We start from the raw sequence: 26,781 nt of genomic DNA on the forward strand, positions 1-26,781 counted from the left end.
CCGACAGTCTACGCGCTCAGCTCAACTGATGACGATAGGGTAGATCCGGACCGGTTTTGCTGCAGGTCAGCGCCGCGGCTTGTACGGCGAACCTGAGCATGCCGTCAATCTGCTCGCGACTCAGCTGCTGCACGCCAGCGACCGAGTCCAGCGAGTGCTCGGTCAGCCAGGTGATCAGCGCCGCCTGAAAGGTGTCGCCAGCGCCAACCGTATCGGCGATCTGAACCTGATTGGCCGGTACCGACCACGAGCCATAGGCGCGACTGAACACGGTCGCGCCGTCGCCACCGCGCGTCAGGAAGACGATCTGGCAGCGATGTTCGAGCCAGCCGTCAATCACGTTTTGCGGATCCTGCTCGGGATAGAGCAGGCTCAGATCCTCGTCGCTTACTTTGATCAGATCGGCCAGGCGCACCAGCGTGGCGATGCGCTCGCGCCATAGATTGATGTTCGGCTCGGGATTGAGGCGCACGTTGGGATCGAGGCTGATCAGGCGTTTGCCGCTTTCACGCTGAACGAGCTTAAGCAAGGTGTCGCCAATCGGCTGCACCACCAGCGAAAACGAGCCGATGTGCAGGCCGCGCACCTCGTCGCCAAGTGTCGGCAAATGCGCCTCGCTCAATTGGCGGTCGGCGCAGCCTTCGCCACGGAAGCTGTAATGCGGCGAGCCATTGGCGCCTACCGCGACCATCGCCAGGGTGGTCGGCGCGGCAAAATCCACCAGATAGTCCGGATGCACGCCTTCCTCTTGCAGGACTTGCTGCAAACGCCGGCCGAGGTAGTCGGTGGACAGCCCGCCGAACAGCGCCGAGTCCACGCCCAAGCGGCGCAGACCGACGGCGACGTTGAACGGCGAGCCGCCGGCAATCGCCTTGAAATTGACTTTCGAGGCCAGACCGCTGGCATCGTTTTCGCTGAAGAAATCAAACAGGGCTTCGCCACACACCAGGTACATAGTTGTTTGCTCGTTATAGGGTTGCGACATGCTGTTGATAGCGTTCGTAGGCCTGCTGGAACGCCGCGACATTGGCGGCGATCGGCAGAGTTTCGCTGCGTGCGTCGAGTTTCACGCAGCGCTCGCACAGATCGGCCAGGGAGACATCATCGCCGTTAGAGCGCGACGCGCACCACGCTGCCTGAATCGCCGCGCCCAGTGCGGCGGCTTCGCTTTGCTCGGTGCAGATCACCGGGGCGTTCATGATGTCGGCGACGACCTGCCGCCACACCGCGCTCTTCGAGCCACCGCCGATCAGGCAAATGCGCAGGCTTTGTAAACCATTCTGGCGGAGCAAATCCAGCCCGTAGCGCAAACCGAAGGTGGTGCCTTCGACAGCGGCGCGGCACAGATTGGCCTGGGTCAGGTTATCCATGGTCAGGCCATGCAGGCTGCCGGTGGCGTGGGGCAGGGCGGGGACGCGCTCACCGTTGAGAAACGGCAGCATGCTCACGCCCTCGGCGCCGATCGGCGACTGCGCGACCAGTTGGTTGAAGGTCGGCAGATCGAGCTTGAACAGGTCGCGAATCGCGCCGGTGGCGTTGGTCAGATTCATCGTGCAGATCAGCGGCAGCCAGCCACCGCTGGAGGAGCAGAAAGTGGCGACCGAGGCATCGGCGCTGACGTTCGGCTCCTCCGAATAGGCGTAGACCGTGCCGGAAGAACCGAGGCTCATGGTGATCGCGCCGGGCTGGATATTGCCGGTACCAATGGCGCCCATCATGTTGTCGCCACCGCCGCTTGAAACTACAGCGTTGGGGTTGATGCCGAGTTGCTCGGCGACTGCCGGCAGGATAGTGCCAACGGCCGCGTGCGCGTCGATCAGCTCCGGCAGCGCGGTTTGCAAACGCCCGCTGGCGTCGATGTCGCGCAGTATCTGCAAATCCCACTGCCGCGTGCGCACGTTGAAATATCCGGTGCCGGAGGCGTCGCCGTATTCGCTGCAGGCGCGGCCGGTGAGCCAGTAGTTTAGGTAGTCATGGGGCAGCAGAATCCGAGCGATGCGCGAGAACACGTCAGGATGCTGCTCTTTGGTCCAGAGCAGTTTCGACACCGTGTAGCCCGGCGCAATGACCACGCCGAGGCGTTCCAGCGAGCCTTCCTCGCCGCCCAATTGCGCGAGCAATCGCTCGTTTTCCGGCGTGGTTTCGGTGTCGCACCAGAGCTTGGCCGGGCGCAGCACTGCGCCTTGCTCATCGAGCAGCACCAGGCCGTGTTGCTGGCCGGAGACGCCAACACCGAGGATCGCCTGACCGTCGACGTTGGCCGCTTGCAAGGCTTGGCGCGTGGCGCTGACGAAAGCGTCGAGCCACTGTTGAACGTCTTGTTCGCGACGGCCATTGGCGCCGCTGATCATCGTGTGCGGCGCCGCGCCCAGACCGAGCACCTGACCGCTGTCGGCATCGAGGATGATCGCTTTGGTGCCTTGGGTGCCGCAGTCGATACCCAGGAAGAGCTTTGTTGTTGTCATGAAAACTCCACGGCTGCTCGTTCCCATGCTCTGCGTGGGAACGCCTCAATGGACGCTCTGCGTCCGCTTTTGATGGGACGCGGAGCGTCCCGGGCTGCATTCCCACGCAGAGCGTGGGAACGATCAGGTTGCGAGGAGTTTTTCCAATGTCCGCGAAACCCCAACCTCGCGCAAACTCTGGCAGCACCACTCGAATGCCGCAACAAACTCCGCCGACTTCGGTATCGCTGTGCCAAAAATCTCCTCAACGCCCAGCAGCCGCTCGGTGATCAACTCATCGTCCGCCACCAATCCCTGACAGAAAGCCGCCCGCGGGTCCGGAATCGAATACGTGTCACCGTTCTCATCCACGCCTTTCAAATACAGCGCCCACGCCGCGACTACCAGGGCCGCGCGTTTGGTCTCGCGACCATCGGCAATCAGCCGATTGATCGTCGGCACGGTGAACTTGGGAAACTTCGACGAGCCATCCGAACACACTCGCTCCAGCTGATCGGCAATCGCCTGATTGGAAAACCGCGCGACTAGCGTGTCCTTGTATTCGCTCAGATCAATGCCCGGTACCGGCGCCAGTTGCGGCGTGACATCCAGGTCCATATAAGCGCGCATGTAACGCACGAACAGCGGGTCGTTCATGGTCTCGTGGACGAAGCGATAACCCTTGAGAAAGCCTAGATATGTCAGCGCCAGGTGACTGCCGTTGAGCAGTTTGATTTTCATCTCTTCGTACGGCGAGACATCGTCGGTGAACTGCACGCCGACCTTTTCCCAGGCCGGGCGGCCGTTGACGAATTTGTCTTCCAGCACCCACTGCACAAACGGTTCGCAGACCACCGGCCAAGCATCATCGACGCCGTGTTTGTCGGCCAGTTGCAGGCGATGCGCGGTGCTGGTCATTGGTGTTATGCGATCGACCATGGCGTTGGGGAAACTGACGTTCTGGTCGATCCAGTCACGCAATTGCGGATCACGCAGCGCGGCGAACGCCAGCAGTGCCTTGCGCGCGACGGCGCCGTTGTGCGGCAGGTTATCGCAGGACATCACGGTAAATGCCGGAACACCCGCCGCACGGCGTTTGGCCAACGCGGCGCAGAGGAAACCGAACACGGTGCCCGGCGTTTCGGGATGGGCGAGGTCGTGTTGAATCTGCGGCAGATGCGCCATGAATTCGCCGTTGCTGTCGTCGATGCAGTAGCCGCCCTCGGTGATGGTCAGCGAGACGATACGAATCTGCGGTTCGGCGAGTTTGTCGATCAGCGCCTGGGCGCCATCTTCAGCGAGCAGCATGTCGCGGATCGCGCCGATGACGCGCACTTCAGTGTCGTCGCTGTCGCCCAGTTCGAACAGGGTGAACAGGTAATTCTGCTCGCGCAGATCATCGCGGGCACGGCGATCTTCCGGGCGCAGGCCGACGCCGCAAATCGCCCAGTCCAGCGCTTCGCCAGTGTTCATCAAGGCATCGGTGTAATACGCCTGATGTGCGCGGTGGAAACCGCCGACGCCAATGTGGGCGATGCCCTGGCGTGTGTCGCTCAGGTTGTAGCCCGGCAGTTGCACTTCGGCGGCGAGGCGATTGAGGTTCGGTTGGTTGAGTTTCATCGGATAGTCTCGAAATCAGGCGGCAGCGCGCAGTGGGCGGGTCAGCGCCACACCTTCAGCGTCGAACAGGTGGCAGTGAGTCGGGTCCAGACGCAGGCTCAATTGCTCGCCATAACGGCTGGCCAGATCGCCGCGCACGCGCATGGTCAGGGCCTCGCCGGCGCTGGTGGTGACGTGGCAGAAGGTGTCGCTGCCAAGGCGTTCGCTGACGTCGGCGGTCACCTGCAACGTGCAGTCGCCGGGTTGCGCCAGCTCCAGATGTTCCGGGCGAATGCCCAGCGTCACCGCGCTGCCGACGCTGAGGCTGGCCGCGTTGAACGGCAGGCTGATGCGCGTGCCAGCGTCCAGCGCAACTTCGCAGCTGGCGCCGTCGATGCGGGCAATCTTGCCTTTGAGGAAACCCATTTTCGGCGTGCCGAGAAAGCCTGCGACAAACAGATTGGCCGGATTGTGATAGAGGTCGAGTGGCGAGCCGACCTGTTCGATTCTGCCGCCGTTAAGCACCACGACTTTGTCGGCCATGGTCATCGCTTCGACCTGATCGTGGGTTACGTAGATCATCGTCGCTTGCAGGTCTTTGTGCAGGCGCAGCAGCTCCAGGCGCATTTGCACGCGCAACGCCGCGTCGAGGTTGGACAGCGGCTCATCGAAAAGGAAAATCTTCGGGTTGCGCACGATGGCGCGGCCGATCGCCACGCGCTGGCGCTGGCCGCCGGACAGCTGCTTCGGTTTGCGCTCGAGCATTGGCCCGAGCTCGAGAATCCGCGCTGCTTCGCCAACCTTGCGCTCGACCTCGGCCTTCGGTACGCCGGCCAGATCGAGGGCGAACGACATGTTCTTTTTCACGGTCATGTGTGGGTACAGCGCGTAGGTCTGGAACACCATTGCCAGATCACGCTTGGCCGGGCTGACTTCGGTGATGTCGCGGCCATCGAGTTCGATGGTGCCGCCGCTGACCTCTTCAAGGCCGGCGATCAGGCGCAGCAGGGTGGATTTGCCGCAGCCCGACGGGCCGACGAAGACCACGAATTCCTTGTCGTTCACTTCCAGGTCAATGCCCTTGATGATGGAAAAGCCTTCGAAGCCTTTTTGCAGATTCTTGATTTTCAGGTTGGCCATGAGATGGGCCTCCGCAATATTGTTATTCGTTTGAAGCCTTGCAGGCTTTTTGTGGGAGCGGGCTTGCTCGCGAAGGGGCCCTGTCAGTCACCATCAGTGTTGAATGACACACCGCATTCGCGAGCAAGCCCGCTCCCACATGGGGAAGGTTTCGCTTTGAGATCATTTCACGGCACCAAACGAAAGCCCGCGCACCAGTTGTTTCTGGCTGATCCAGCCAAAGATCAGAATCGGCGCACAAGCGAGGGTCGAGACCGCCGACAACTTGGCCCAGAACAGCCCTTCGGGACTTGAATACGAGGCGATCAACGCTGTGAGTGGTGCGGCATTCGAAGAGGTCAGGTTCAGCGACCAGAACGCCTCGTTCCAGCACAGGATCAGCGACAGCAGCACGGTCGAGGCGAGGCCGCCCTTGGCTATCGGCAGCAGCACGCGGACCATTTCCTGCCACAGCGTCGCACCGTCGAGGCGCGCGGCTTCGAGGATGTCTTTGGGAATGTCCTTGAAGTAGGTGTAAACCATCCAGACCACGATCGGCAGGTTGATCAGCGTGTAGATCACGATCAGCGCGATACGCGTGTCGAGCAGGCCGAAACTCTTGGCCAGCAGGTAGATCGGCATCAGCACGCCCACCGGCGGCAGCATCTTGGTCGAGAGCATCCACAGCAGCGTGCCTTTGGTGCGCTGGGTTTCGTAGAACGCCATCGAGTAGGCCGCGGGCACCGCGATCAACAGACACAGGGCCGTGGCGCTGAACGAGATCACCACCGAGTTCCAGGCGAAGCTGAAGTAATCGCTGCGCTCGTTGATGTGCAGGTAGTTCTCCAGCGTTGGCGTGAAGATGAACTGCGGCGGCGTGGCGAAGGCGTCTATTTCGCTCTTGAAACTGGTCATCACCATCCAGAAGATCGGGAAGAAGATCACGATCGCGATGGCCCAGGCCAGCGTGCCGAGCAGCAGGCTTTGCAGGCGGCGGGATTGTTGGAGGGTCATGGCAGGCCTCACGCTTTGTCAGTCAGGTTTTTGCCGATCATCCGCACCAGAATGATCGCGGCGATGTTGGCGATGACCACGGCAATCAAACCGCCCGCCGAGGCCATGCCGACGTCGAACTGCACCAGCGCCTGGTTGTAGATCAGGTAGGCGAGGTTGGTCGAGGCGTAGCCGGGGCCGCCGTTGGTGGTGGTGAAGATTTCTGCGAACACCGAGAGCAGGAAGATCGTTTCGATCATCACCACCACGGCAATCGGCCGCGCCAGGTGCGGCAGGGTCAGGTGCCAGAAGATCGCGATCGGGCCGGCACCATCGAGGCGCGCGGCTTCTTTCTGTTCCTGATCCAGCGACTGCATGGCGGTCATCAGAATCAGGATCGCGAAGGGCAGCCATTGCCACGAAACAATGATGATGATCGACAGCAGCGGATAGTGCGCCAGCCAGTCCACCGGTTGCGCGCCGAACAGCTTCCAGAGGTAGGCGAGGATTCCCGAGACCGGGTGAAAAATCAGGTTCTTCCAGATCAGCGCGCCGACGGTGGGCATGATGAAAAACGGCGAAATCAGCATCACCCGCACCAGGCCGCGACCGAGGAACTCGCTGGCCTCCAGCAACGCGCTGATCAACACGCCGAAGACCACGCTGATCAGCAGCACACTGCCAACGAGCAACAACGTATTGGTCGCGCCGGGCATGAAGCCCGAATCGGTGAGGAAATAGGTGAAGTTCTCCAGCCCCACGAATTCGTTTTCGCCGGGGTAGAGCAGGTTGTAGCGGATCATCGAGAAGTACACGGTCATGCCCAGCGGCACGATCATCCACAGCAGCAACAGCGCCACTGAAGGGCTGACCAGAAACCAGCCGGGATTGCGCACCCGCAGCTTGCGCTGGGGTGGCGACAGGTCGATGTGGGCTTTGGCAGTTGAAGTATTCATGGCATTCACAACCCAATGGGTGCAGATAAATGTTCAGGAAAAAACCAGCATTCCTGACATCGACGCGGACCCTGTGGGAGCGGGCTTGCCCGCGATGGCGATGGAAAGGACGACATCAATGTTGAATGTGCCGGCCTCATCGCTGGCAAGCCAGCTCCCACAGGTTTGGAGGCGTTACTTGGGATAACCCGCACGCTTCATCTCGCGTTCCGTGGTCTGCTGCGCCGCCGCGAGCGCTTGATCCACCGTGGTCTGGCCAATGAGGGCTGCCGAGAACAGCTTGCCGACCTGGGTGCCGACTGCCTGGAATTCAGGAATGGTCACCAACTGAATGCCAATGTACGGCACCGGCTTGAGCGTCGGCTTGCTCGGGTCGGCGGCCTTCAGCGATTCCAGCGTCACCTTGGCAAACGGCGCGGCGCTCATGTACGCGTCGCTGTAGGTCGAAGCGCGGGTGCCCGGCGGCACGTTGGCGATGCCGTCGGTCTTGGCAACCAGTTCGCCGTACTCTTTGGAAGTGGCCCAGGCACTGAAGGTTTTCGCCGCGTCCTTGGCCTTGGAGCTGGTCGGAATCGCCAGCGCCCACGAATACAGCCACGCCGAGCCTTTATCCGTGACCTGATGCGGAGCGAAGGTGAAACCGACGTGGTCGGCGACCTTGCTCTGGGTCTTGTCGGTGACGAACGAGCCGGCGACGCTGGCATCGACCCAGATTGCACATTTGCCGCTGTTGAACAGGGCGAGGTTTTCGTTGAAGCCGTTGCTGGATGCGCCTGGCGGGCCGGATTTCTTCATGGTGTTGACGTAGAAGTTCAGCGCGTTTTTCCATTCCGGGCCACTGAATTCCGGCTTCCACTGCTCATCGAACCAGCGCGCGCCGTAAGCGTTGGCAACCGTGGTCACCAGGGCCATGTTCTCGCCCCAACCGGCCTTGCCGCGCAGACAAATGCCGTACTGTTCTTTGTCTTTCTGGGTGAGCTTTTCGGCAAAGCCGGCGATCTCTTCCCAGGTCGGACGCTCCGGCATGGTCAGCCCGGCTGCCTTGAACAGGTCGGTGCGGTAATAGGTGATCGAACTCTCTGCGTAGAACGGCAGCGCATACAGCGAACCCTTCACCGACAGGCCTTCACGCACCGATGGGAACACATCGTCGAGGGCGTAACTGGCCGGCAGGTCCTTCATCGGCTCCAGCCAACCCTTGCCGCCCCAGAGTGCCGCTTCGTACATGCCAATGGTCAACACGTCGAACTGGCCGCCCTGAGTGGCGATGTCGGTGGTCAGGCGCTGACGCAGGACGTTTTCTTCCAGCACCACCCAATTGAGCTTGATGTCCGGATGCTCGCTCTCGAAAGTTTTCGAGAGTTTCTGCATGCGGATCATGTCGCTGTTGTTGACGGTGGCGATGGTCAGGGTCTGGGCGCCAACGCTGACGCTGCTGAGGGTCATGCAGGTGAGGGCGAGCAGAGCTTTTGCAGTGGGTTGCATCGTGCACTCCTTTTCTGGCACCCGACGGCGCAGAAGGACGGTTATTGTTTTTGTGTCTTCCGAATGCAGGAAGAATCTGCGCTGATTACAGCCTTCAACGGCAGGGCTGACAAATCATCCCTAGCACTTTTGTTGATACTTTTTTGCACTGGGGTTTGGTTGGGTGAGCGCAGGGAAGGGGGGTTGCGCGAGGTGCGGTTAACGAATGCGTACAGATTTCGCCAGCCGGGCACAACCTCTTGTGGGAGCGAGCCTGCTCGCGAAGACGATATCCCTGTCACAGGGTTCTTGACTGACAGAACGCTTTCGCGAGCAGGCTCGCTCCCACAGGTGGCGTGTCGTCAGAGATGATTCTGTTCAGTCAGCCGCTGCACCGCCAGCCGCCGATAATGCGACGGCGTCATGCCCTTGAGTTGCAGAAAGCGCCGATTGAAGTTGGAAATGTTGTTGAACCCCGATTCGAAGCACACCTCGGTCACCGGTTTGTCACCGTCGGCCAGCAATTCACAGGATTTGCTGATGCGCAGGCGATTGACGAACTCGATGAAGTTTCGCCCGGTGGCCTGTTTGAACACACGGCTGAAATAGGTCGGCGTCATGCCCAGATGCTCGGCCACTTCTTCCAGTGAGATGTCCCGCGCGTAGTGGCTGAAGATGTAATCGACCGCGCGGTTGGTGCGGTCGATGTTGTGTTCGTCGGCCAGTTGCGGCGTAGTCGCACCGGACAGTAACTGGAAATCGTCTGTGGAAGAAAGCAATTCCATCAGGATGAAAAAGTGCCCGAGGCGGGTGATACCGGTGCTGTCGGCGATCTTCTGCATCAGCGTCATCGCCTGGCGAATTGTGCGTTTGCAGCGAAACTCGATGCCGTATTGCGCGCGCTCAAGCAGTGGCGCGAGACTTTTCAGTTCAGCGAACACCTGATGCCCGCTTTCAAACAATTCGTCGGTGAAGTTGACCAGCATGTCGCGCTTCTCGACCACTTCATCCTCGGCGACCTGGCTGATCCAGTTGTGCGGCAGGTTGGGACCGGTCAGAAACAGGGTTTCCGGATAGAAGTTGCCAATGTAATCGCCGATGAACACCTTGCCGGAACTGGCAACGATCAGGTGCAGTTCGTATTCCTTGTGGAAATGCCAGCGCACCAGCGGGCAGGGGAAGCCGTGCTGGCGGTAGATGATGGACAAGCCGTTATGGTCGTCCATCAACTCGTAGGAAGGATCGGTCACGCGAGCGGTTCGGGTCATGACAGGGGCGCTGTTCTTGTTCTCTGCGCAGGATCATGCCCGGTTTGTCATGCTCGGCGCCAGTCTGATGGCTGAGCAGATCAAACGGAGCGCCCGTGCACCTTGTTCAGGTTGGCCGTGCGGCAAAAATCGACGATTCGTGACTCTTCAATAAAATCGACATTGATGATGTTGCACAGCTGGGCCCAGTTGCTTTTGCCTGGATCGAACCATTCATTCAGCTGGTCATGAATATCCACCGGCCCGCCAAGGGCGCTGTAACTTGTTGCGGACAAGGACCAGAACTCCCAACTGGAAGTTGGTTTTTTCAATAGCTGGGTGATGAATTGGTGCAGTTCTTGAACGTTAGTGATGTTTTCGCCAGTCCATTCGTGGTCGATTTTGCCGATAAACACGCTTTCGTTCAGCTCCCGGTGAGACTGTGCCGCCACCACAATACGTTGTCGCGGACTGATTTGCTTCAATTGTTCGATCGGCAAGTAATGATTGCTTCGGGGAATAATGCGCATGCCCAGAAAGTGAATAATCATTTGATTGAAATAGGCGAAGTCAAAGTTCTCACCGTCCAGCGCGTGAAAATCCAGCACAATAAATTCGTCAGGATGCTTTTCCAGAAAGTCATTTACGTCTGTAACAAGATGGCCCAGCGTTCGCGAATTGCGATGGCCGTTGTGATGTAGGCGGAATTTAGCCAACCCCTTGGCACTCTGCTCATAATCGAGGCGGATATCCAGGGCTCTTGCGCCGTGATGGAGCTGATGGAAAAACGTATTGTGCTGACATGCCAGCCAGTGGCGCGGCGGACCGAGGAGCGGATAAGAAGCTTGCCAGTCGCTACCCGCGTTGTGCGTGCCCGGCAGCGCCATTTGCAGAAGCGTCAAACTGTCGAGGGACGGTGTCGCCGTCATCCATTCATAAGTGTTGTATGGAGCGTTCATAATAAGCCTGCATGGTTTTAGTTTGCGCCAACGGTCATGTTGGCGTTGCAGGTTGTTTATAGATAGATGTGGCGAAGTTGCCAATACGATGAGTGATGCAATATGTTGTTCATTGTTTCTATTATTTGTCGCGTTTCTTTTCTTCGATCCATTGCGCCATGTATTGCGTGCTCTTAAGCGTGTGATGACGCAGCATTGAACCTGTGAAGTTGTTTTTTCTCAGTTGCGGCAAAAGTTGTCGGCAGGCATGGATTCGTTCTATGAGCGCAGCGGCGTGAGTTGTTCGCTGATAACGCTGCTCAAGTAGTTCCAGGCTCCATTGTTGTGCCTGCTGCCACCGAAGCTGATCGTTATACAGCTGCACCGCTTGCTCGGCGAACTGATGCGCAGTGCTCACCACGGCGCCCGGCCATGGATGATTGTCATGCATGCCCTCGGTGCCGACGGGCGTGGTCACGCTCGGCGTGCCACACAACATCGCATCAATCAGTTTGCCTTTGATACCGGCACCAAACCGCAACGGTGCCAGACAGACTCGCGCCGCTGACATCACCTGCAAGGCATCCTCGGCACGGTTCATGATGTGAAAGCCTTGCGCCGCGTTATGCAGCGCCGAGGCTTTCGGCGGGGTGTACGCGCCGTAGACGTGTAACTGCGCCGCCGGAAGTTGCGCCCTGATCAACGGCCAGATTGTGGTCTTCAACCACAGCACGGCATCCCAGTTTGGCGCATGACGAAAATTGCCTATGCTGAGGAAATGCTCGCGCTCCGTGTATCCAGACGGCTCGAGGCCTGGTCGATCAACCATCAGCGGGCACCAGTGCAGCAACTCCGGCGACAGACCGAACTGCTCGACCAACAGCTTGATTTCCGTGGGAGAAATGATCAGGTTCAGGTCGCACCGGTACAGCGCTGCAATCTCTCGTTTGGCCAGATCGGTGTCAGCCATCAGCTCAAATTCCTCGCGCAACCCTGGCGCGAAAAGATCAGTGAAGTCGTCCTGATCCTGGTTGACCTTCAAGCGGTCCTTCAGCCTTTGATGGCGCGCATGGCGCAAGCTCTGCAGATCAGATGTTTCGAGTACACGCAGAGCGGCAGGACAGTGTTTTTCCACACGCCAGCCAAACTGCTCTTCCATCATGAACTGATCGAACAGCACGATATCCGGCGCCAGCGCGCTGATGAACGTATCGAAACTGCTGTTGTTGAGTTCTATCGGCACTTCGCGAATGCCCAGCGCGCTGAGGTCCGCCTTATGCTCTCCGGGGCCGGCCGGGCTGCTGAAGGTGATGTCCCAGCCTTGCTCGAGGAACGTTTCGAGAATCTGCATGACGTGGCCGCTGGCTGCAGACGAGCGTGGTTCGGGCCAGACGTAGCCAATGACCAGGACTTTGGTGGTGGAGGGCAGTGTCATGACGGCAATCCTGAATATCAGCCGAGTCGGCAGAAAAAGGGCGCAATTAAACCACAGTGATCGTTATCTGCGCCCCTTTCGTCAGCACTGCATTTTCAAGCCCTGTTTAAAAAGCCGGCTTGGCCAGATTGAGCAGGAGCGGGCCCTGAAGAAACTCTCCGGGAGCGGTGCTATCGATCGCATGGGTGATCGCGGCAAGGTTGAAGTGAAACGTGGCCTGGCAGGTTTGGTACTGATCGATCAAAGAGACCGCCAGGGAATAGGACTCGGCATTCAATAACGCCGGATGTTCTTGCACGATTTTTGGCCAGTTCGCAATGCTCGACTCAAAGTCCTCGAAGTCTTTTAACGTGGCAAAGCCGTAATGAGGGTTGGCCAGATTCTTGGGATGGGCCTTGCGAGGGTTTCTTGCGAAATCCAGCAGCCCGACCGCGTTGTACTCTGCCGGAGTGGCGCCCTTGAACACTTCACCGTAGTAGAAATCAAGCGTGTCGGGTGCACCGTGAGATATTTCATGCACAAGAACATCGCCGATCCTGGCATCGTCGTACTTGGCCGCTGCATAGTATTCATCAAGATTATCCGGGTACATGGCCAGGAAAGTCCTGGTGTTGACGTCCAGTCTGGTATTGGAGCTTACTGCCGCTTGCCAGCGTTTATAAGCTTGAGGCTGTAACGCAGCAAGGGTATCGCTACCCGGCGGTCGAAAGATCATGTTATCCAGACTGAGGAAGTCAAGATCCCTGCGCATCTTTCGCAAGTTGCTGGTGATGTGCTCAACTGCCGCATTCGAGTTGTCACCGAATACATGCCGGATGATTGCTCTGACTTCCTCGTTGCCGGCATCGGAGATTAACTGAATAGTGTTGTCGATTTTGCTCTTGGCGTGAGGAATCGCTTTTTTCAGATAGCCACGCGTGTAACTGAACGGCTTCGCTCGCTTGAGAGGGTTACGAAAGAAGTTGACCAGCTTAAGGTTTTTCAACTTTGGTCCCCACGGCTCACCCAAGCGGTTCACGGCGTACCATTCATCAGTGTGGCGGATGCCCCATACCTGGAATATGTCGCTCGAGTTTTGCGCATATTGCCGGGTGCCCAAGCGGATAGTGTCTGTATCGACCACCGAGGAAAGTGCATGGTAAGGCGGCTTTACAGTCCATTTCCGGGCGTCGTGAATGGCGCCTTCGAGTGCGGCCACCCCGCTTTGCCAGCCTTTACGTAATAATTTCGCTCCTTTGAACACCACATCCGTAGCCCCATCCAGCGGGTTGAAGATACTGTTCACCAGTCCAGCACCCGTAGACGCAATTTTGCCGGCCTTCGTGGCGATGCTCATGCTTTTGGCAACCACACTGGCAATTTTTGCAACAGCAGCGATTACCAGAAGGATTGTCATTGCGGCTTCCAGTGTGCACGCTGCGGCTCCCTGAATCTGTCGTTCTACATCGTCGGAGGTCAGATCCTCGATACAGGATTTGAACGGCACGATAACGTTGAGGAATGTATCCAGATCCTTGTCCCGTTTGATCCGCAATGCCTCAAGCCGGGTCTGTCCCCAACACTCTTTGACGAGTTCATCGTAAGTGGCCACAGGTCTGTGCTTGAGCACGAAATTCACCAGGCGATCGAATTCCGTAGAGTAGAAGCTCTGATAGTAGCCATTGATCTGCGCCGGTGGCGCGACGGACAGCTCACCGACTCTGTCGATCACTCCCGAACTGACAGCGACGAGGCCGGGCGTAACACCATGGGTATAACATTCGATGTCTGTTGGTAATTGATGCACTGTGGCCGGCGCTGAGTAATTTATCCCGGTGCGGCGAACTTTTGGCTCCAACAGGTTCTCACGCTGGATAAGTGCTGCCAGTTCAGTGTTTTCACGGCAGACGCCTTGCAACGTCAGTAATTCGTAACACGAAACCTGGCCTTCGAACTCGCAGTAAATCACAACCCCGTAACGGCCCTTTGCTTCATCTATTTCCTGATGGCTTTCAGTGGGTTTATGCCCATCTGTCTTCACGATCAAGTCAATGACCGACGCAATGGGATTAACGGACAGATTCGTGATGGTCTGGAGTTTTGCGACCGAGGGTCTGACCGTGAACATTGTTACTTTGCCTTTGAGCAAACGGATCCGGTCGGGCAGTGGCAAGAATGAGAATGCCTGTTTCAAATGCGTATGCATGGCTTGCGTGTGTGTGACATACGCTCGGTTGAACTGACGGTGAAACTCACCATCGGGAGAAACCAGATTGCGCAACAGGCCGGGAAACGCTTCATAAATACTTTCGCCTTTTTTCAGGTCCCAGTCGCCAGTCGCAAGATCATTGGACATGTGCAGTTCAACCGGTGACAGGCGCATCGTGCTGTACGCGTCCTCCAGCGGTGTGTTGCGTACTTGCTTGAGGACGTCTTTTTCAAGATAAGTGCAACCCTTGGCAACATGCTTGAGGATGTCCAGTGCAACGCCTCTGCGCGTTGGCAGAGGACGCGTCAATGTTTCAGCGTTTTCGGCCAGGGTTTTGGCATGCTGCACATAGGCGTTCGTGGCGACTTTCAGAGCCTCGGGGACAGACTTCTCGACATCTTCAGGCGAGAGGATCTTATTCAGTACGGCCCAGTCGATGACAGGATCCACCGCTGCCAGAGTGTCGAGTTGCTTGCGTGATTCGGTTGCCGGTTCCAGTGTTGAACGGTGTTGCAGCTGTGCGTAAGTCATTGAGCGGGTCGAGCCTGGCGCGATGATCTCATGCACTGCCACGGCTCGGCAGTATTCGACGCATTGCGGTGTGCCCAGTACCAGTTCTTCAGGCAGATCCTTGACCAGAAACTCCGGTGCGGGTTCGGCCAGTAACAGATGAGCTGCAAGCGCGGCGTTTTTACGGCTGACTCGATGATGCGTGATGAGGTGATTTTCGAACCTGGTCTGGACCTCTGCGAAGGAGAGTTCCAGATGCTCGGCGGCATATAAATCGAAGTCGGCCACATGGTTGCGCGGCTCTTGTTCACCGACTTGCGGGTGGAGATCGACCAATAGCGACGTCAGTATTAATTGTCTGCGGGACGCGGCCGATTGGGGTTGATCTGGTCGCGCGCCGTACCAGTCCAGATCGCGCACGTAGGCGTCCGCCCAATGAGCAGCGATCGGACTGGAGATTAATAGGTCTATCACGTTTTCTGCTTCGGAGCGTGTAAAGGGCGTTGACCGCCCGCCCAGAATACGTTCCGACAAATGTTCCAGTAAGGACTGGCCTTTCAAGTAGCTGGCAATCAGTTTTCGAAGCTCACCGAGTTGAGTCGCTGAAAGCGTGGCCGCATTGCCTTCGCTTGCCTTGATCATCTCCCGATAGTTACCGAACTTCGCGCCCGGATCGGGCGGGGCAGCCATGAATGCCATCAGGCGGAAAGTTTCGGCGGCATCGCGCGGAATTACATAACCATGGAATTTCAGCCATTGCGCTACATCAATCTGATCGATGCTGGAAATCTTGCCGCCGGTCAGCTCTGCCATTTCAATAAGTGTTTGCAGGTCTTCTTTCAGATCCGCAGCAAGTACGAAAGCGTTTGCGAATCCAGTAACGTTGTTATAAGTTATTGCATTTATTTCGCCTTCAGCTGTTACTTCAAAAATGACACGCTCGGATAGTTGCAATGTTGTCAGCAGTTTTTTAAAGGACGTATGTTCGGACATCTTTTTCAGCAGCTGCCTACCCGGAAGCAGGGCGTCTTCCAGAGACGATCCAGGCTCGAGAGTAAGGGTTGCGCCGACGAGGGATAGTGTTTGCGATGGGGTGAGACCCGCCGAGCGCTTTTTCAGTTTGTAAATAACTTCTTCGCGCTCGCGGTTGTCGCTGGGCGTGTGATCGCTCTGAAAGTCGGCGTAATCAGGAGTCCTGGATAAGTTGCGTTGGCTCAGGAAATTTGCAGGTTTGATGTTCATGAAGTTCGCTTGTTGTTGGTCTGTAAGTGCGGCTTATCCTCTTTTTTAAATGGATACTAATCAACGTGCTTTATGTGAGTGAGTTTTTCAGTTGTACGAACGTTATTGTTCTTGAATTGGTGTCCCGAGGGGAAGTGTCATCATCAGATGAAGGTTGGTTAAGATTTTTGATCAATGATGGATTTTACTTTGTCGCGCAATTTGTCTATGGAGAACGGTTTGCCAATTACATACATGTCGCTGGGCACTTCGATAGTTTCGGCATAACCGCTGGCAAACAGGATGGGCAGAGCAGGGCGTAGCTCTCGCGCCTTTTCAGCAAGTTCGCGGCCATCCATGCCAGGCAGGCCGTGGTCGGTCATCATCAAATCGATCGGCTGCCCAGCATCCGCAATAATTTCAAGTGCCGCTTTACCGTCATCAGCCTCTAACACCGTGAATTCCAGCTCCTGCAATACATCGACGATGAGCATGCGCACGATGTCGTCATCTTCTACGACAAGGATGGTGGAGGCATTGGTAGACATGGCAGGGCTCTCAAAAATGAAATCGGGGGATACCGGGCGATCGAAAATGCCGGACTCTTGCATGAGTAAGTGGCGCATAGCCACAAGTTCCCGAGCTGATACAAAAAAGAACAGCTCGGTGTGATGCGGCAAGGATAACCGTTGGCGTCGCCCAATGCGCAGACGTGCGTAGGAAAATGCCATCATTTGTGTGAGAAAAATGGATCCAGAGCAGGGTTTTGGGGCAAACTCTCGGGTTTTCAACAGTTCGCCAAGGCCGCCCCATGTCCTCTTCGTCTTCGGTTGATGAACAACGGTTTCGCAAATTACTGAGTCGCAACGTCAGCCTGCCGCTGGGCGTCGGCGTGCTCAGCGCCGTGTTCTTCGTCTCGCTGATCACTTATTTGCTGTCGGTCATTCAATGGGTCGAGCACACCGACCGGGTGATCAACAACGCCAATGAGGCGGTGAAGCTCACCGTCGATCTCGAAACAGGCATGCGCGGTTATCTGCTCAGCGGTGACGAGCACTTCCTCGACCCCTATGAAATCGCCAAGCCGCGTATCAAGGTCGCTCTCAATACGTTGCTGGAGCTGACCGCCGATAATCCGGTACAGACCGATCGTCTGCGCCGCCTGCAAGCGTTGCAGGTGGAATGGGCCAACTACGCGCAATCGATGATCGATCTGCAGCGCAGCAGCGGCGATTATCGCGGGGCGGTCAAGGCCGGACGGGGCAAGCGCCTGACCGACGAAATTCGCAAGCAATTCGAAGACGTCATCGAGACCGAGCAAGTGCTGCGCGCCACGCGCAACGAGGATGTGCGACGCACCACCATCTGGAGCATCACCCTTTACCTGATCTTCATCGTCGGTATCAGCGGGTTGCTGGCCTACATCGGCCGCCGCGACTTGCTCAACCTGTCGACCAACTACAGCGCCAACCTCGCCGCACAGCTGGCCAGCGCCGAACGCCTGGAGAAGCAGGCGTGGCTGCGCAACGGCCAGACACAACTGGCCGAGCAGGTGCTGGGGCAACTGACGCTCAATCTGCTGGGACGCAACATTCTGCAATTCTGCGCGCAATACCTCGGCACCGCCGTCGCCGCCCTCTATGTGCGCGAAGAGCACGGTGGCCTCAAGCGCGTCGCAACCTATGGCTTCTCCCGCGAACAGGAAGAGCAAAACCAGACGATCTACAGTGGCGAGGGCATCGTCGGCCAGGTCGCCGAACAAGCACGCTTGATCCGCCTCGATTCGGTCCCGGGCGACTATTTCAAAGTCAGCTCCGGTCTCGGTGCAGGCCTGCCGCACAGCGTGCTGGTGGTGCCGACCAGCGATGACGACCGGGTCAACGGTGTGATCGAGCTGGGTTTCCTGCGTCCGCTGTCCGAGCGCGACATCGAACTGCTGGAGCTGATTGCCGGCAATATCGGCACCTCGATCGAGGCGGCGCGTTACCGTCAGCGTCTGCAGGAAGTGCTCGCCGAAACCCAGCAGCTCAACGAAGAACTGCAAGTGCAGCAGGAAGAGCTGAAGACTGCCAACGAAGAGCTGGAAGAACAGTCGCGAATTCTCAAGGAATCCCAGGCGCATCTGGAAACCCAGCAAGTGGAGCTGGAGCAGACCAACGAGCAGCTCGCCGAACAGCGCGATGCCATGGACAAGAAAAACACCGAGCTGAATCAGGCGCAGATCCAACTCGAAGAGCGCGCCGAAGAACTGCAACGTTCGAGCAAGTACAAGTCCGAATTCCTCGCCAACATGTCCCACGAACTGCGCACGCCGCTGAACAGTTCGCTGATTCTGGCCAAACTGCTGGCGGAAAACCCGCAGCAGAATCTGTCGGCGGAACAGGTCAAGTTCGCCGAATCGATCTATTCGGCCGGCAACGATCTGCTCAACCTGATCAACGACATCCTCGACATTTCCAAAGTCGAGGCCGGCAAGCTTGAAGTGATCGCTGAAAACACCCGTGTCGATCGTCTGGTCGACGGCTTGCGCTCGATGTTCGAACCGTTGGCGGCGGACAAGAAACTGGCCTTCAGCGTCGAGGTTCAGCCGGACGCACCGGGCTTGCTGTTCACTGACCGTCAACGTCTGGAGCAGGTGATCAAGAACCTGCTGTCCAATGCGATCAAGTTCACCGAGCACGGCGCCGTCAGCCTGACCATCACCGCGCAGCCGAACGATCACATCGCTTTCAGCGTCAGGGATTCCGGGATCGGTATCGCTGCGGATCAGCAGGAAAGTATCTTCGAGGCGTTCCGTCAGGCGGATGGCACCACCAATCGCAAGTACGGCGGCACCGGTCTGGGCCTGTCGATCTCGCGGGATCTGGCGACGTTGCTGGGCGGTTCGATCAGTGTAGAAAGCGTACCGGGGCAGGGCAGTACGTTCACGCTGGTGTTGCCGCGTCAGTATCACGAGTTCGGTGACTCGCCGGCCGCGCCGCTGACCTTTCACCCGGCACCTTCAGCGCCTGCTCCGGTTGCCGTTGCAACGCCGCTGGCATCGGCGATTCCGGCGGTCATTCCGCGCTTCGCCGATGATCGCGACAAGGCACCGTTTGCCACCCGCTGCATTCTGGTGGTGGAAGACGAACCGAATTTCGCACGAATCCTCTATGACCTGGCCCATGAGTTGGGTTACATGTGCCTGGTTGCCCACGGCGCCGACGAAGGTTACGACCTGGCCCGCGAATTCGTCCCGGATGCGATCCTGCTCGACATGCGCCTGCCGGATCACTCCGGTCTGACCGTGCTGCAACGCCTGAAAGAACGCGCCGAAACCCGGCACATTCCGGTGCACGTGATTTCCGTAGAAGACCGCGTCGAAGCGGCCATGCACATGGGCGCCATCGGCTACGCAGTGAAGCCGACCACCCGCGAAGAGCTCAAGGACGTCTTCGCTCGTCTCGAAGCCAAACTGACGCAGAAGGTCAAGCGCGTGCTGTTGGTCGAAGACGACGATCTGCAACGCGAAAGCATCGCGCGGCTGATCGGCGACGAAGACATCGAAATCACCGCCGTCGGCCTGGCTCAGGACGCCCTGGAGCTACTGCGCACGACCATCTACGACTGCATGGTCATCGATCTCAAGCTGCCGGACATGCTCGGCAACGATCTGCTCAAGCGCATGTCCACCGAGGACATCTGCTCATTCCCGCCGGTCATTGTCTACACCGGACGCAACCTGACCCGCGACGAAGAAGCCGAGCTGCGCAAGTATTCGCGCTCGATCATCATCAAGGGCGCACGCTCCCCGGAGCGGTTGCTCGACGAGGTCACACTCTTTCTGCACAAAGTGGAATCGCAGCTGTCCCATGAACGGCAGAAGATGCTCAAGACCGCGCGCAGCCGCGACAAAGTCTTTGAAGGTCGCAAAGTGCTGCTGGTGGACGACGATGTGCGCAACATCTTTGCCCTGACCAGCGCGCTGGAACACAAAGGCGCAGTCGTGGTGATCGGCCGTAACGGCCGCGAAGCGATTGAGAAACTTCATGAAGTCGAGGACATCGACCTGGTGCTGATGGACGTGATGATGCCGGAAATGGATGGCTTCGAAGCCACCATGGAAATCCGCAAGGATCCGCGCTGGCGCAAGCTGCCGATCATCGCGGTAACGGCCAAGGCCATGAAGGACGATCAGGAGCGCTGCCTGCAAGCGGGCGCCAACGATTACCTGGCCAAGCCCATCGACCTTGATCGTCTGTTCTCGCTGATACGTGTGTGGTTACCGAAAATGGAACGCATCTAGTGGAACGCAGCAGTTCAGCCGAGCGCAACAGCGAAATCGAATTACGCTTGTTGATCGAGGCGATTTACCTGAAATACAGCTATGACTTTCGCGACTACTCCGGCGCTTCGATCAAGCGCCGGGTGCAGCATGCGCTGAGTCAGTTCGAGTGCGCGACCATCTCGGCCCTGCAAGAAAAAGTCCTGCACGACCCGACCGCGTTCATGCAGCTGCTGCAACTGCTGACGATCCCGGTCAGCGAGATGTTCCGCGATCCGTCGCACTTCCTGGCGATCCGCAACGAAGTGGTGCCGCTGCTGCGCACCTATCCGTCGCTGAAAATCTGGATTGCCGGCTGCAGCACGGGCGAGGAGGTCTACTCGATGGCTATTCTGCTGCGCGAAGAAGGCCTGCTTGACCGCACGATCATCTACGCCACCGATATCAACCCGCGCTCGCTGGAAAAGGCCAAGCAGGGGATTTTTTCCATGGAAAACGTCCGCGCCTACACCGCCAACTATCAACAGGCAGGGGGCCAGCGTTCGTTTGCCGACTACTACACGGCCGCTTACGGCTACGCGATTTTCGACAAGAGCCTGTGCGAGAACGTGACGTTCGCCGATCACAGTCTGGCCACCGACAGCGTGTTCTCCGAAACCCAGTTGATCTCCTGCCGCAACGTACTGATCTACTTCAACAAGAAGCTGCAGGACCGGGCGTTCGGGCTGTTCCATGAATCGCTGTCGCATCGTGGCTTTCTGGTGCTGGGCAGCAAGGAAACCCTGGATTTTTCCAACTACTCGAACCAGTTCGAGGCGTTGGTCAAACAAGAACGGATCTACCGCAAATCATGACCGACACCCCGAGCCTGCCTCGCATCGAGGCTGTCGTGATCGGCGCCTCCGCAGGCGGTGTCGAGGCTTTGCTGACCCTGCTCGGGCCGTTGCGCAAAGGCTATGTGCTGCCGATCATCATCGTTCTGCATCTGCCGGAAGAACGCCGCAGTCATCTGGCGGAAGTTTTCTCCCGCCGTGTGGCGATGCCGGTCAAGGAAGCTGAAGACAAGCAGGACATTGAAGCCGGCACGGTGTATTTCGCCACGCCCGGTTATCACTTGTCGGTCGAAGCGGATCGTAGCCTGTCGCTGAGCCTTGAAGATCGCGTACATCATTCGCGGCCGTCTATTGATTATCTGTTTGAATCCGCCGCTGACGTTTACGGGGAGACACTCGCCGCCGTACTGCTGACCGGCGCCAATCAGGATGGCGCGCGCGGGTTGGCTTACGTCAAGCGCTGCGGCGGCCTGACCATTGTTCAAGACCCCGAGGATGCACAAGTCGCTACCATGCCCCAGGCCGCACTGAACGTTGTGCAGCCGGATCATGTCCTACCCATTCACGGCATCGGCCGTCTGCTAGTCGAGCTGGAACGAATCGCATGCTGAGTAATATCCAAGCCAAACTGTTGATCGTCGACGATCTGCCAGAAAACCTGCTGGCGCTGGAAGCGCTGATCAAGCGCGAGGATCGCACGGTCTACAAGGCTCTGTCGGCGGACGAAGCACTGTCGCTGTTGCTGCAACACGAATTCGCCATGGCCATTCTCGACGTGCAGATGCCCGGCATGAACGGCTTCGAGCTCGCTGAGCTGATGCGCGGCACCGAGAAAACCAAGAACATCCCGATCATCTTCGTCAGCGCCGCCGGCCGTGAACTGAACTATGCGTTCAAAGGCTATGAAAGCGGTGCGGTGGACTTTCTGCACAAACCGCTGGATATCCATGCGGTGAAAAGCAAGGTCAACGTTTTCGTCGATCTGTATCGCCAGAGCAAGGCCATGAAGCAGCAGGTCGAGGCGCTGGAGCAGGCCCGACGCGAGCAGGAAGCGTTGCTGCAACAGCTGCAAAACACGCAGCTTGAGCTGCAGCAGGCGGTGCGCATGCGCGATGACTTCATGTCCATCGTCGCTCACGAAGTGCGCACGCCACTCAATGGCCTGATTCTCGAAACCCAACTGCGCAAGATGCATTTGGCCCGGGACAATGCCTCGGCGTTCACTCTCGACAAGATGCAGGCGATGGTCGATCGCGATGAGCGCCAGATCAAAAGCCTGATTCGCCTGATCGAGGACATGCTCGATGTCTCGCGAATCCGCACCGGCAAACTGTCGATCCGCCCCAGTCGTTTCGATCTGGTGCAACTGGTCAGCAATCTGCTGCAGAACTTTGCCCCGCAAATGGAAGCGGCAGAGACCAGTGTTTCCTTCGAAGCGTCCGAGCCGGTCGAAGGTTGCTGGGACGAATTCCGCATCGAGCAAGTGGTGTCCAATCTGCTGACCAACGCCTTGCGTTATGGTGGTCGCAGCCCGATTCAAGTGCGCGTTTATCGCGAAGGGGACGAGGCGCGGGTCGAAGTCCAGGACCACGGCATTGGTATCAGTGCCGAGAACCAAAAGCGTATTTTTCAGCAGTTCGAACGGGTGTCCGCCAAGACGGTGGTGGCCGGGCTCGGGCTGGGTCTGTTCATTTCCGAGCAGATCGTCGCCGCCCATGGCGGCTCCATCGTCGTCGAGAGTGAAATCAACGAAGGCGCCCTGTTTCGCGTTTGTCTGCCGATCCAGGAAAACGGCATATCCGACGCAACCTCTGAGTGACCAGACGGTCGTATCAGCAGCTATTGACCGAACAAAGGCTTCCCATGAGCGTAGATGCGCAAGATGTAGTACTCGTCGTCGAAGACGAACCGGTTATCTTGATGGTCCTGACGGATTACCTGTCAGGACAGGGCTATCGCGTGTTGCAAGCGGAAAATGGCGAGCAGGCTTTCGAGATCCTCGCCAGCAAACCTCACCTGGACATGCTGATCACCGATTTCCGCCTGCCGGGCGGTATCTCCGGCGTGCAGATCGCCGAGCCGGCAGTGAAGTTGCGACCGGACCTCAAAGTGATTTTCATCAGCGGCTACCCGCAGGAAATCCGTGAGACCGGCAGCCCGATCACCAACAAGGCACCGATTCTGGAAAAGCCTTTCGATCTGGATGTGCTGCAGGAAAAGATTCAGGAATTGCTGGCCTGATTAAAACAACGGGCGCCGTCTTGACGGCGTCCGTTGTTTCAGCTGTTGATCATCTCGCGCACCTTGGCGGTGAGCAGATCAAAAGTGAAGGGCTTGGTGATCATTTGCATCCCCGAGTCGAGGAAGCCTCCGCGCACCGCCGCGTGCTCGGCATAGCCGGTGATGAACAACACTTTCAGACCTGGTCGGTATTGCCGGCCGACCTCCGCCAATTGCCGACCGTTCATGCCGGGCAGACCGACGTCGCTAATCAGCAGATCGATGCGCTGCGTTGAGTTGAGGATTGGCATGGCGCCGTCCGCATCACTGGCTTCCACGAAGGCATAACCCAACTCACTGAGCACGGCGCTGACCAGCACGCGCACTGCCGGGTCGTCTTCGACGATGAGCACGGTTTCGCCATCCATCGCGTACGGAGCCTGCTGCGAATCCGAGACGGGAATTTCCATTTCTTCACCACGGAAACGCGGCAGGTAAAGTTTTACCGTGGTTCCTTGGTCGACTTCACTGTCGATCGAGACATGCCCGCGAGATTGCTTGCTGAAGCCATAGATCATCGACAGGCCCAGCCCGGTGCCTTGGCCGATCGGCTTGGTGGTGAAAAACGGATCGAAGGCACGGCTGACCACACTCTGCGGCATGCCGCTGCCGTTGTCGGTGACGCTGAGCATCACGTAATCGCCCGGCTCCAGATTGCTGTAGGCCGCAGTGAAATCGCTATGCAGCACCTGATTGCTGGTTTCCACCACCAGTTTGCCGCCCTCGGGCATGGCATCGCGGGCGTTGATAACCAGGTTGAGCAGGGCACTTTCCAGTTGATTGGGATCCGCTTCGGCAACCCAGAGGTCGTCATCCAGGCGCATCTCCAGATGAATGCTTTCATTGAGGCTGCGTTGCAGCAGTTCGCCCATCGACAGCACCAGCGTATTCATTTGCACGGCTTTCGGGTCGAGGGACTGGCGGCGAGAGAACGCCAGCAAGCGATGAGTCAGGCCGGCGGCGCGGTTGGCGGAAGTCACGCCGAGGTCGATCAGGCTGTCGAGATCCTCGGTCCGTCCTCTGGCCAGACGCCGGCGCAGCAGTTCCAGGCTACCGATGATGCCGGTAAGCATGTTGTTGAAGTCGTGAGCGATGCCACCGGTGAGTTGGCCGACCGCTTCCATTTTCTGCGATTGGCGCAGCGCTTCTTCGTTGTGACGAAGTTGGGCGGTGCGCTCTTCGACTTGTTGCTCAAGGGTTTCCAGGGTCGATTGCAGGCGTCGCTCGCTTTCACTCAGGTCGATCAGCCGATCGCGCGCTTCATATTGTCGTCGCCGCCCGCGCAGGGCGGCAGAAACCAGGCTGACCAGCGTCGCCGGATGGAAAGGACGCTCTAGAAAAGTCACGTTGCCCAGCAGTGCACTGAGGCGTGACGGCGGCCCCTGTTCTTCGCCGCCGTGGTGGGTCAGCAGCACAATGGGCATGTCCGACCACGCCGGCTGTTGGTCGAGGTAGGCAATAAGCGCTTCCAGTTCCGGACCGCGCAATGCTTCAACAGCAATCAGCAGCAGCCCCGCACCGACCTCCAGTTCGGTGCGCAGCGCGCCGAGATTCGGCGCCACCATGCCGCCGTAACCGGCTTCGTTGAGAATCATCAACGCGATCTGACTGTCGCGCCCCATGGGCGCCAGAATCAAGACCCGTTCGGCCAGCGTAGGGTTGACCGTCACAAGCTTTCATCCTCGAGCAGCGGATTACCCGTGCCCATGTAGGTCGGCACGCCCCGCAGCACGCCCTGGAAGGATTCGAGCGGTTGGCCGATGGTCATGCCGCGCGAAGAAATCCGGTATTCACGGATGGTCGATTCATGGTTGCCGGTGCGTTTCTTGATGATCGAAATGGCCCGCCGGACTTTGCCGAGAGCCTCGAAGTAACGCAACAGAATCACCGTGTCGGCCAAGTAAGTGATATCGACCGGCGCCTGCATATCGCCGACCAGACCGTGCTGAGCCACTGTCATGAAGGTCGCCGCGCCTTTGCGGTTGAGGTACAGCAGCAGCTCATGCATGTGCAGGACCAACGCGTTCTCTTCCGGCATCGCTGCCTGGTAGCCGTTGATGCTGTCGATAACCACGGTCTTGATGTCGCGCTCGTCGACGCAACGGCGCACGCGATGGGACAACTCCCCGGGTGACAGTTCGGCGGCGTCGACCTGTTCGATCAGCAGATTGCCGGTCGCCTGCAAGGCTTTGAGGTCGATACCGATGTGGCGCATGCGCTCGAACAGCAAGCCCAGCTCTTCATCGAAGATGAACAGTGCGGCTTTTTCGCCTCGAGCCACCGCAGCGGCCGCGAAGATCATCGAAATCAGCGATTTGCCGGTACCGGCCGGGCCAAGAATCAGCGTGCTGGAACCGGTCTCGATACCGCCGCCTAGCAGCGCGTCCATTTGCGGGATGCCGCTGGACAACTGCAGTCGTGCGTAGTCGCCGCGATGCTCCGCCGCCACCAGGCGTGGGAAGACGTGGACGCCGTCACCCATGATGGTGAAATCGTGGAAACCGCCACGGTATTTTTGCCCGCGATACTTGACCACGCGCACCCGACGACGCTCGGCACCGTAGCTCGGCGTCAGTTCCTCAAGGCGAATCACGCCGTGGGCGACACTGTGGACGGTTTTGTCAAGGGATTCGGTGGTCAGGTCGTCGAGCAGCAGGACCGTGGCGTCATAACGCACAAAGTAGTGCTTGATCGCCAGAATCTGTCGCCGATAGCGCAGGGAACTCTGCGCCAGCAGGCGGATTTCCGAGAGGCTGTCGAGCACGACGCGGGTCGGCTTGAAGCGTTCGACCACTTCAAAAATCTGCTTGGTCGCCTCACCCAGCTCAAGGTCCGAAGAGTACAGCAGGCTTTGCTGATGCTCGGCGTTCAGCAGGCTTTCTGGAGGCGTCAGTTCGAAGATCTTGATGTTCTCGTTCAGCTCCCAGCCATGGGAGAGTGCACCTTGACGCAGTTCTTTCTCGGTCTCCGAGAGAGTGATGTACAGGCAGCGTTCCCCGGCCAGCGCACCGGCGCGCAGGAAGTGCAGAGCCACGGTGGTTTTGCCGGTCCCGGGTTCCCCCTCGAGCAAAAACACATGGCCGCGAGACAGGCCACCGGCGAGGATGTCATCCAGACCCGCGATGCCGACGGCAGCTTTCGCACTGATCAACTCGTTTGATGTAGTCAAAAAACGCCCTCTTATGACTAGGGTAATCCGGCGGCTGGTTTAGGTGAGCCGCCTGAATAACTTGACCTCAGGGCATGATCACGGTTCCGCTTTTTCTTTCGACAGGCGGTTGATTGCACCC

The 26,781-nt window shown here is 58.2% G+C and carries 19 protein-coding genes; 5 read left to right on the forward strand and 14 right to left on the reverse strand.

Annotation, left to right across the window (positions count from 1 at the left end):
• Window positions 1-16: 16 nt before the first annotated feature.
• The 12 genes from ACMYUN_RS00185 to ACMYUN_RS00240 all read right to left on the reverse strand — a co-directional run bounded on the left by ACMYUN_RS00185 (window position 17) and on the right by ACMYUN_RS00240 (window position 16,662).
• Window positions 17-955 carry a carbohydrate kinase family protein gene (locus ACMYUN_RS00185; RefSeq protein ID WP_415762363.1) on the reverse strand — a complete coding sequence of 313 codons (939 nt, stop codon included), beginning with the start codon at window positions 953-955 and terminating at the stop codon, window positions 17-19.
• A gap of 13 nt (window positions 956-968) precedes the next feature.
• On the reverse strand, window positions 969-2,465 hold the full coding sequence (gene xylB, locus ACMYUN_RS00190; protein WP_415762364.1) for a xylulokinase: 1,497 nt from the start codon (window positions 2,463-2,465) through the stop codon (window positions 969-971).
• Between the two features lie 123 nt (window positions 2,466-2,588).
• Window positions 2,589-4,064: a mannitol dehydrogenase family protein gene (locus ACMYUN_RS00195; RefSeq protein ID WP_415762365.1), complete on the reverse strand. Its 1,476-nt coding sequence runs from the start codon at window positions 4,062-4,064 to the stop codon at window positions 2,589-2,591.
• A 15-nt stretch (window positions 4,065-4,079) separates the two neighbouring features.
• Window positions 4,080-5,183: an ABC transporter ATP-binding protein gene (locus ACMYUN_RS00200; protein ID WP_039761573.1), complete on the reverse strand. Its 1,104-nt coding sequence runs from the start codon at window positions 5,181-5,183 to the stop codon at window positions 4,080-4,082.
• A gap of 162 nt (window positions 5,184-5,345) precedes the next feature.
• Window positions 5,346-6,176: a carbohydrate ABC transporter permease gene (locus ACMYUN_RS00205; protein WP_016774872.1), complete on the reverse strand. Its 831-nt coding sequence runs from the start codon at window positions 6,174-6,176 to the stop codon at window positions 5,346-5,348.
• A gap of 8 nt (window positions 6,177-6,184) precedes the next feature.
• Entirely contained in the window at window positions 6,185-7,111 is a 927-nt protein-coding gene (locus tag ACMYUN_RS00210) for a carbohydrate ABC transporter permease (protein WP_415762367.1), read from the reverse strand.
• A gap of 174 nt (window positions 7,112-7,285) precedes the next feature.
• Window positions 7,286-8,596: an ABC transporter substrate-binding protein gene (locus tag ACMYUN_RS00215; RefSeq protein WP_415762368.1), complete on the reverse strand. Its 1,311-nt coding sequence runs from the start codon at window positions 8,594-8,596 to the stop codon at window positions 7,286-7,288.
• A gap of 341 nt (window positions 8,597-8,937) precedes the next feature.
• Complete coding sequence (locus tag ACMYUN_RS00220) at window positions 8,938-9,843, reverse strand: AraC family transcriptional regulator (RefSeq protein ID WP_129999404.1); 906 nt, start codon at window positions 9,841-9,843, stop codon at window positions 8,938-8,940.
• An 80-nt stretch (window positions 9,844-9,923) separates the two neighbouring features.
• Entirely contained in the window at window positions 9,924-10,781 is an 858-nt protein-coding gene (locus ACMYUN_RS00225; RefSeq protein ID WP_415762370.1) for a phospholipase, read from the reverse strand.
• A 121-nt stretch (window positions 10,782-10,902) separates the two neighbouring features.
• Window positions 10,903-12,195: a glycosyltransferase gene (locus ACMYUN_RS00230; RefSeq protein WP_415762372.1), complete on the reverse strand. Its 1,293-nt coding sequence runs from the start codon at window positions 12,193-12,195 to the stop codon at window positions 10,903-10,905.
• Between the two features lie 106 nt (window positions 12,196-12,301).
• Entirely contained in the window at window positions 12,302-16,135 is a 3,834-nt protein-coding gene (locus ACMYUN_RS00235; protein ID WP_415762373.1) for a hypothetical protein, read from the reverse strand.
• 158 nt (window positions 16,136-16,293) lie between these two features.
• Window positions 16,294-16,662: a response regulator gene (locus ACMYUN_RS00240; RefSeq protein WP_415764008.1), complete on the reverse strand. Its 369-nt coding sequence runs from the start codon at window positions 16,660-16,662 to the stop codon at window positions 16,294-16,296.
• A gap of 263 nt (window positions 16,663-16,925) precedes the next feature.
• Here ACMYUN_RS00240 and ACMYUN_RS00245 point away from each other — a divergent pair, with 263 nt between their 5' ends.
• The 5 genes from ACMYUN_RS00245 to ACMYUN_RS00265 are packed head-to-tail and all read left to right on the forward strand — an operon-like array spanning window position 16,926 to window position 23,452.
• Entirely contained in the window at window positions 16,926-20,399 is a 3,474-nt protein-coding gene (locus tag ACMYUN_RS00245) for a response regulator (RefSeq protein ID WP_415762374.1), read from the forward strand.
• Window positions 20,399-21,232, forward strand: coding sequence for a CheR family methyltransferase (locus tag ACMYUN_RS00250; protein ID WP_016774863.1), 834 nt, complete (start codon window positions 20,399-20,401; stop codon window positions 21,230-21,232). Before ACMYUN_RS00245 ends, ACMYUN_RS00250 begins: the two co-directional genes overlap by 1 nt.
• Window positions 21,229-21,822: a chemotaxis protein CheB gene (locus ACMYUN_RS00255; protein ID WP_129999400.1), complete on the forward strand. Its 594-nt coding sequence runs from the start codon at window positions 21,229-21,231 to the stop codon at window positions 21,820-21,822. The genes ACMYUN_RS00250 and ACMYUN_RS00255 overlap by 4 nt, the downstream gene beginning before the upstream one ends.
• On the forward strand, window positions 21,816-23,030 hold the full coding sequence (locus tag ACMYUN_RS00260; RefSeq protein WP_129999399.1) for a hybrid sensor histidine kinase/response regulator: 1,215 nt from the start codon (window positions 21,816-21,818) through the stop codon (window positions 23,028-23,030). The genes ACMYUN_RS00255 and ACMYUN_RS00260 overlap by 7 nt, the downstream gene beginning before the upstream one ends.
• Window positions 23,031-23,074: 44 nt before the next feature.
• Window positions 23,075-23,452, forward strand: a complete 378-nt coding sequence (locus ACMYUN_RS00265; protein ID WP_039761562.1) for a response regulator — start codon at window positions 23,075-23,077, stop codon at window positions 23,450-23,452.
• A gap of 38 nt (window positions 23,453-23,490) precedes the next feature.
• Here ACMYUN_RS00265 and ACMYUN_RS00270 read toward each other — a convergent pair whose 3' ends face one another.
• Together ACMYUN_RS00270 and ACMYUN_RS00275 are read right to left on the reverse strand one after the other, a co-directional pair.
• Entirely contained in the window at window positions 23,491-25,161 is a 1,671-nt protein-coding gene (locus ACMYUN_RS00270) for an ATP-binding protein (RefSeq protein ID WP_415762376.1), read from the reverse strand.
• On the reverse strand, window positions 25,158-26,660 hold the full coding sequence (locus ACMYUN_RS00275) for an ATPase domain-containing protein (protein ID WP_129999397.1): 1,503 nt from the start codon (window positions 26,658-26,660) through the stop codon (window positions 25,158-25,160). The genes ACMYUN_RS00270 and ACMYUN_RS00275 overlap by 4 nt, the downstream gene beginning before the upstream one ends.
• Between the last annotated feature and the right edge of the window lie 121 nt (window positions 26,661-26,781).

It is taken from the genome of Pseudomonas sp. CP4 (genome assembly GCF_047758505.1).
Classification (GTDB): domain Bacteria; phylum Pseudomonadota; class Gammaproteobacteria; order Pseudomonadales; family Pseudomonadaceae; genus Aquipseudomonas; species Aquipseudomonas fluorescens_AO.

Coding starts and splice junctions, on each gene's coding strand:
- ACMYUN_RS00185 (WP_415762363.1), bottom strand. CDS start 955: ATGTACCTGGTGTGTGGCGAAGCCCTGTTTGATTTCTTCAGCGAAAAC.
- xylB (WP_415762364.1), bottom strand. CDS start 2,465: ATGACAACAACAAAGCTCTTCCTGGGTATCGACTGCGGCACCCAAGGC.
- ACMYUN_RS00195 (WP_415762365.1), bottom strand. CDS start 4,064: ATGAAACTCAACCAACCGAACCTCAATCGCCTCGCCGCCGAAGTGCAA.
- ACMYUN_RS00200 (WP_039761573.1), bottom strand. CDS start 5,183: ATGGCCAACCTGAAAATCAAGAATCTGCAAAAAGGCTTCGAAGGCTTT.
- ACMYUN_RS00205 (WP_016774872.1), bottom strand. CDS start 6,176: ATGACCCTCCAACAATCCCGCCGCCTGCAAAGCCTGCTGCTCGGCACG.
- ACMYUN_RS00210 (WP_415762367.1), bottom strand. CDS start 7,111: ATGAATACTTCAACTGCCAAAGCCCACATCGACCTGTCGCCACCCCAG.
- ACMYUN_RS00215 (WP_415762368.1), bottom strand. CDS start 8,596: ATGCAACCCACTGCAAAAGCTCTGCTCGCCCTCACCTGCATGACCCTC.
- ACMYUN_RS00220 (WP_129999404.1), bottom strand. CDS start 9,843: ATGACCCGAACCGCTCGCGTGACCGATCCTTCCTACGAGTTGATGGAC.
- ACMYUN_RS00225 (WP_415762370.1), bottom strand. CDS start 10,781: ATGAACGCTCCATACAACACTTATGAATGGATGACGGCGACACCGTCC.
- ACMYUN_RS00230 (WP_415762372.1), bottom strand. CDS start 12,195: ATGACACTGCCCTCCACCACCAAAGTCCTGGTCATTGGCTACGTCTGG.
- ACMYUN_RS00235 (WP_415762373.1), bottom strand. CDS start 16,135: ATGAACATCAAACCTGCAAATTTCCTGAGCCAACGCAACTTATCCAGG.
- ACMYUN_RS00240 (WP_415764008.1), bottom strand. CDS start 16,662: ATGTCTACCAATGCCTCCACCATCCTTGTCGTAGAAGATGACGACATC.
- ACMYUN_RS00245 (WP_415762374.1), top strand. CDS start 16,926: ATGTCCTCTTCGTCTTCGGTTGATGAACAACGGTTTCGCAAATTACTG.
- ACMYUN_RS00255 (WP_129999400.1), top strand. CDS start 21,229: ATGACCGACACCCCGAGCCTGCCTCGCATCGAGGCTGTCGTGATCGGC.
- ACMYUN_RS00260 (WP_129999399.1), top strand. CDS start 21,816: ATGCTGAGTAATATCCAAGCCAAACTGTTGATCGTCGACGATCTGCCA.
- ACMYUN_RS00265 (WP_039761562.1), top strand. CDS start 23,075: ATGAGCGTAGATGCGCAAGATGTAGTACTCGTCGTCGAAGACGAACCG.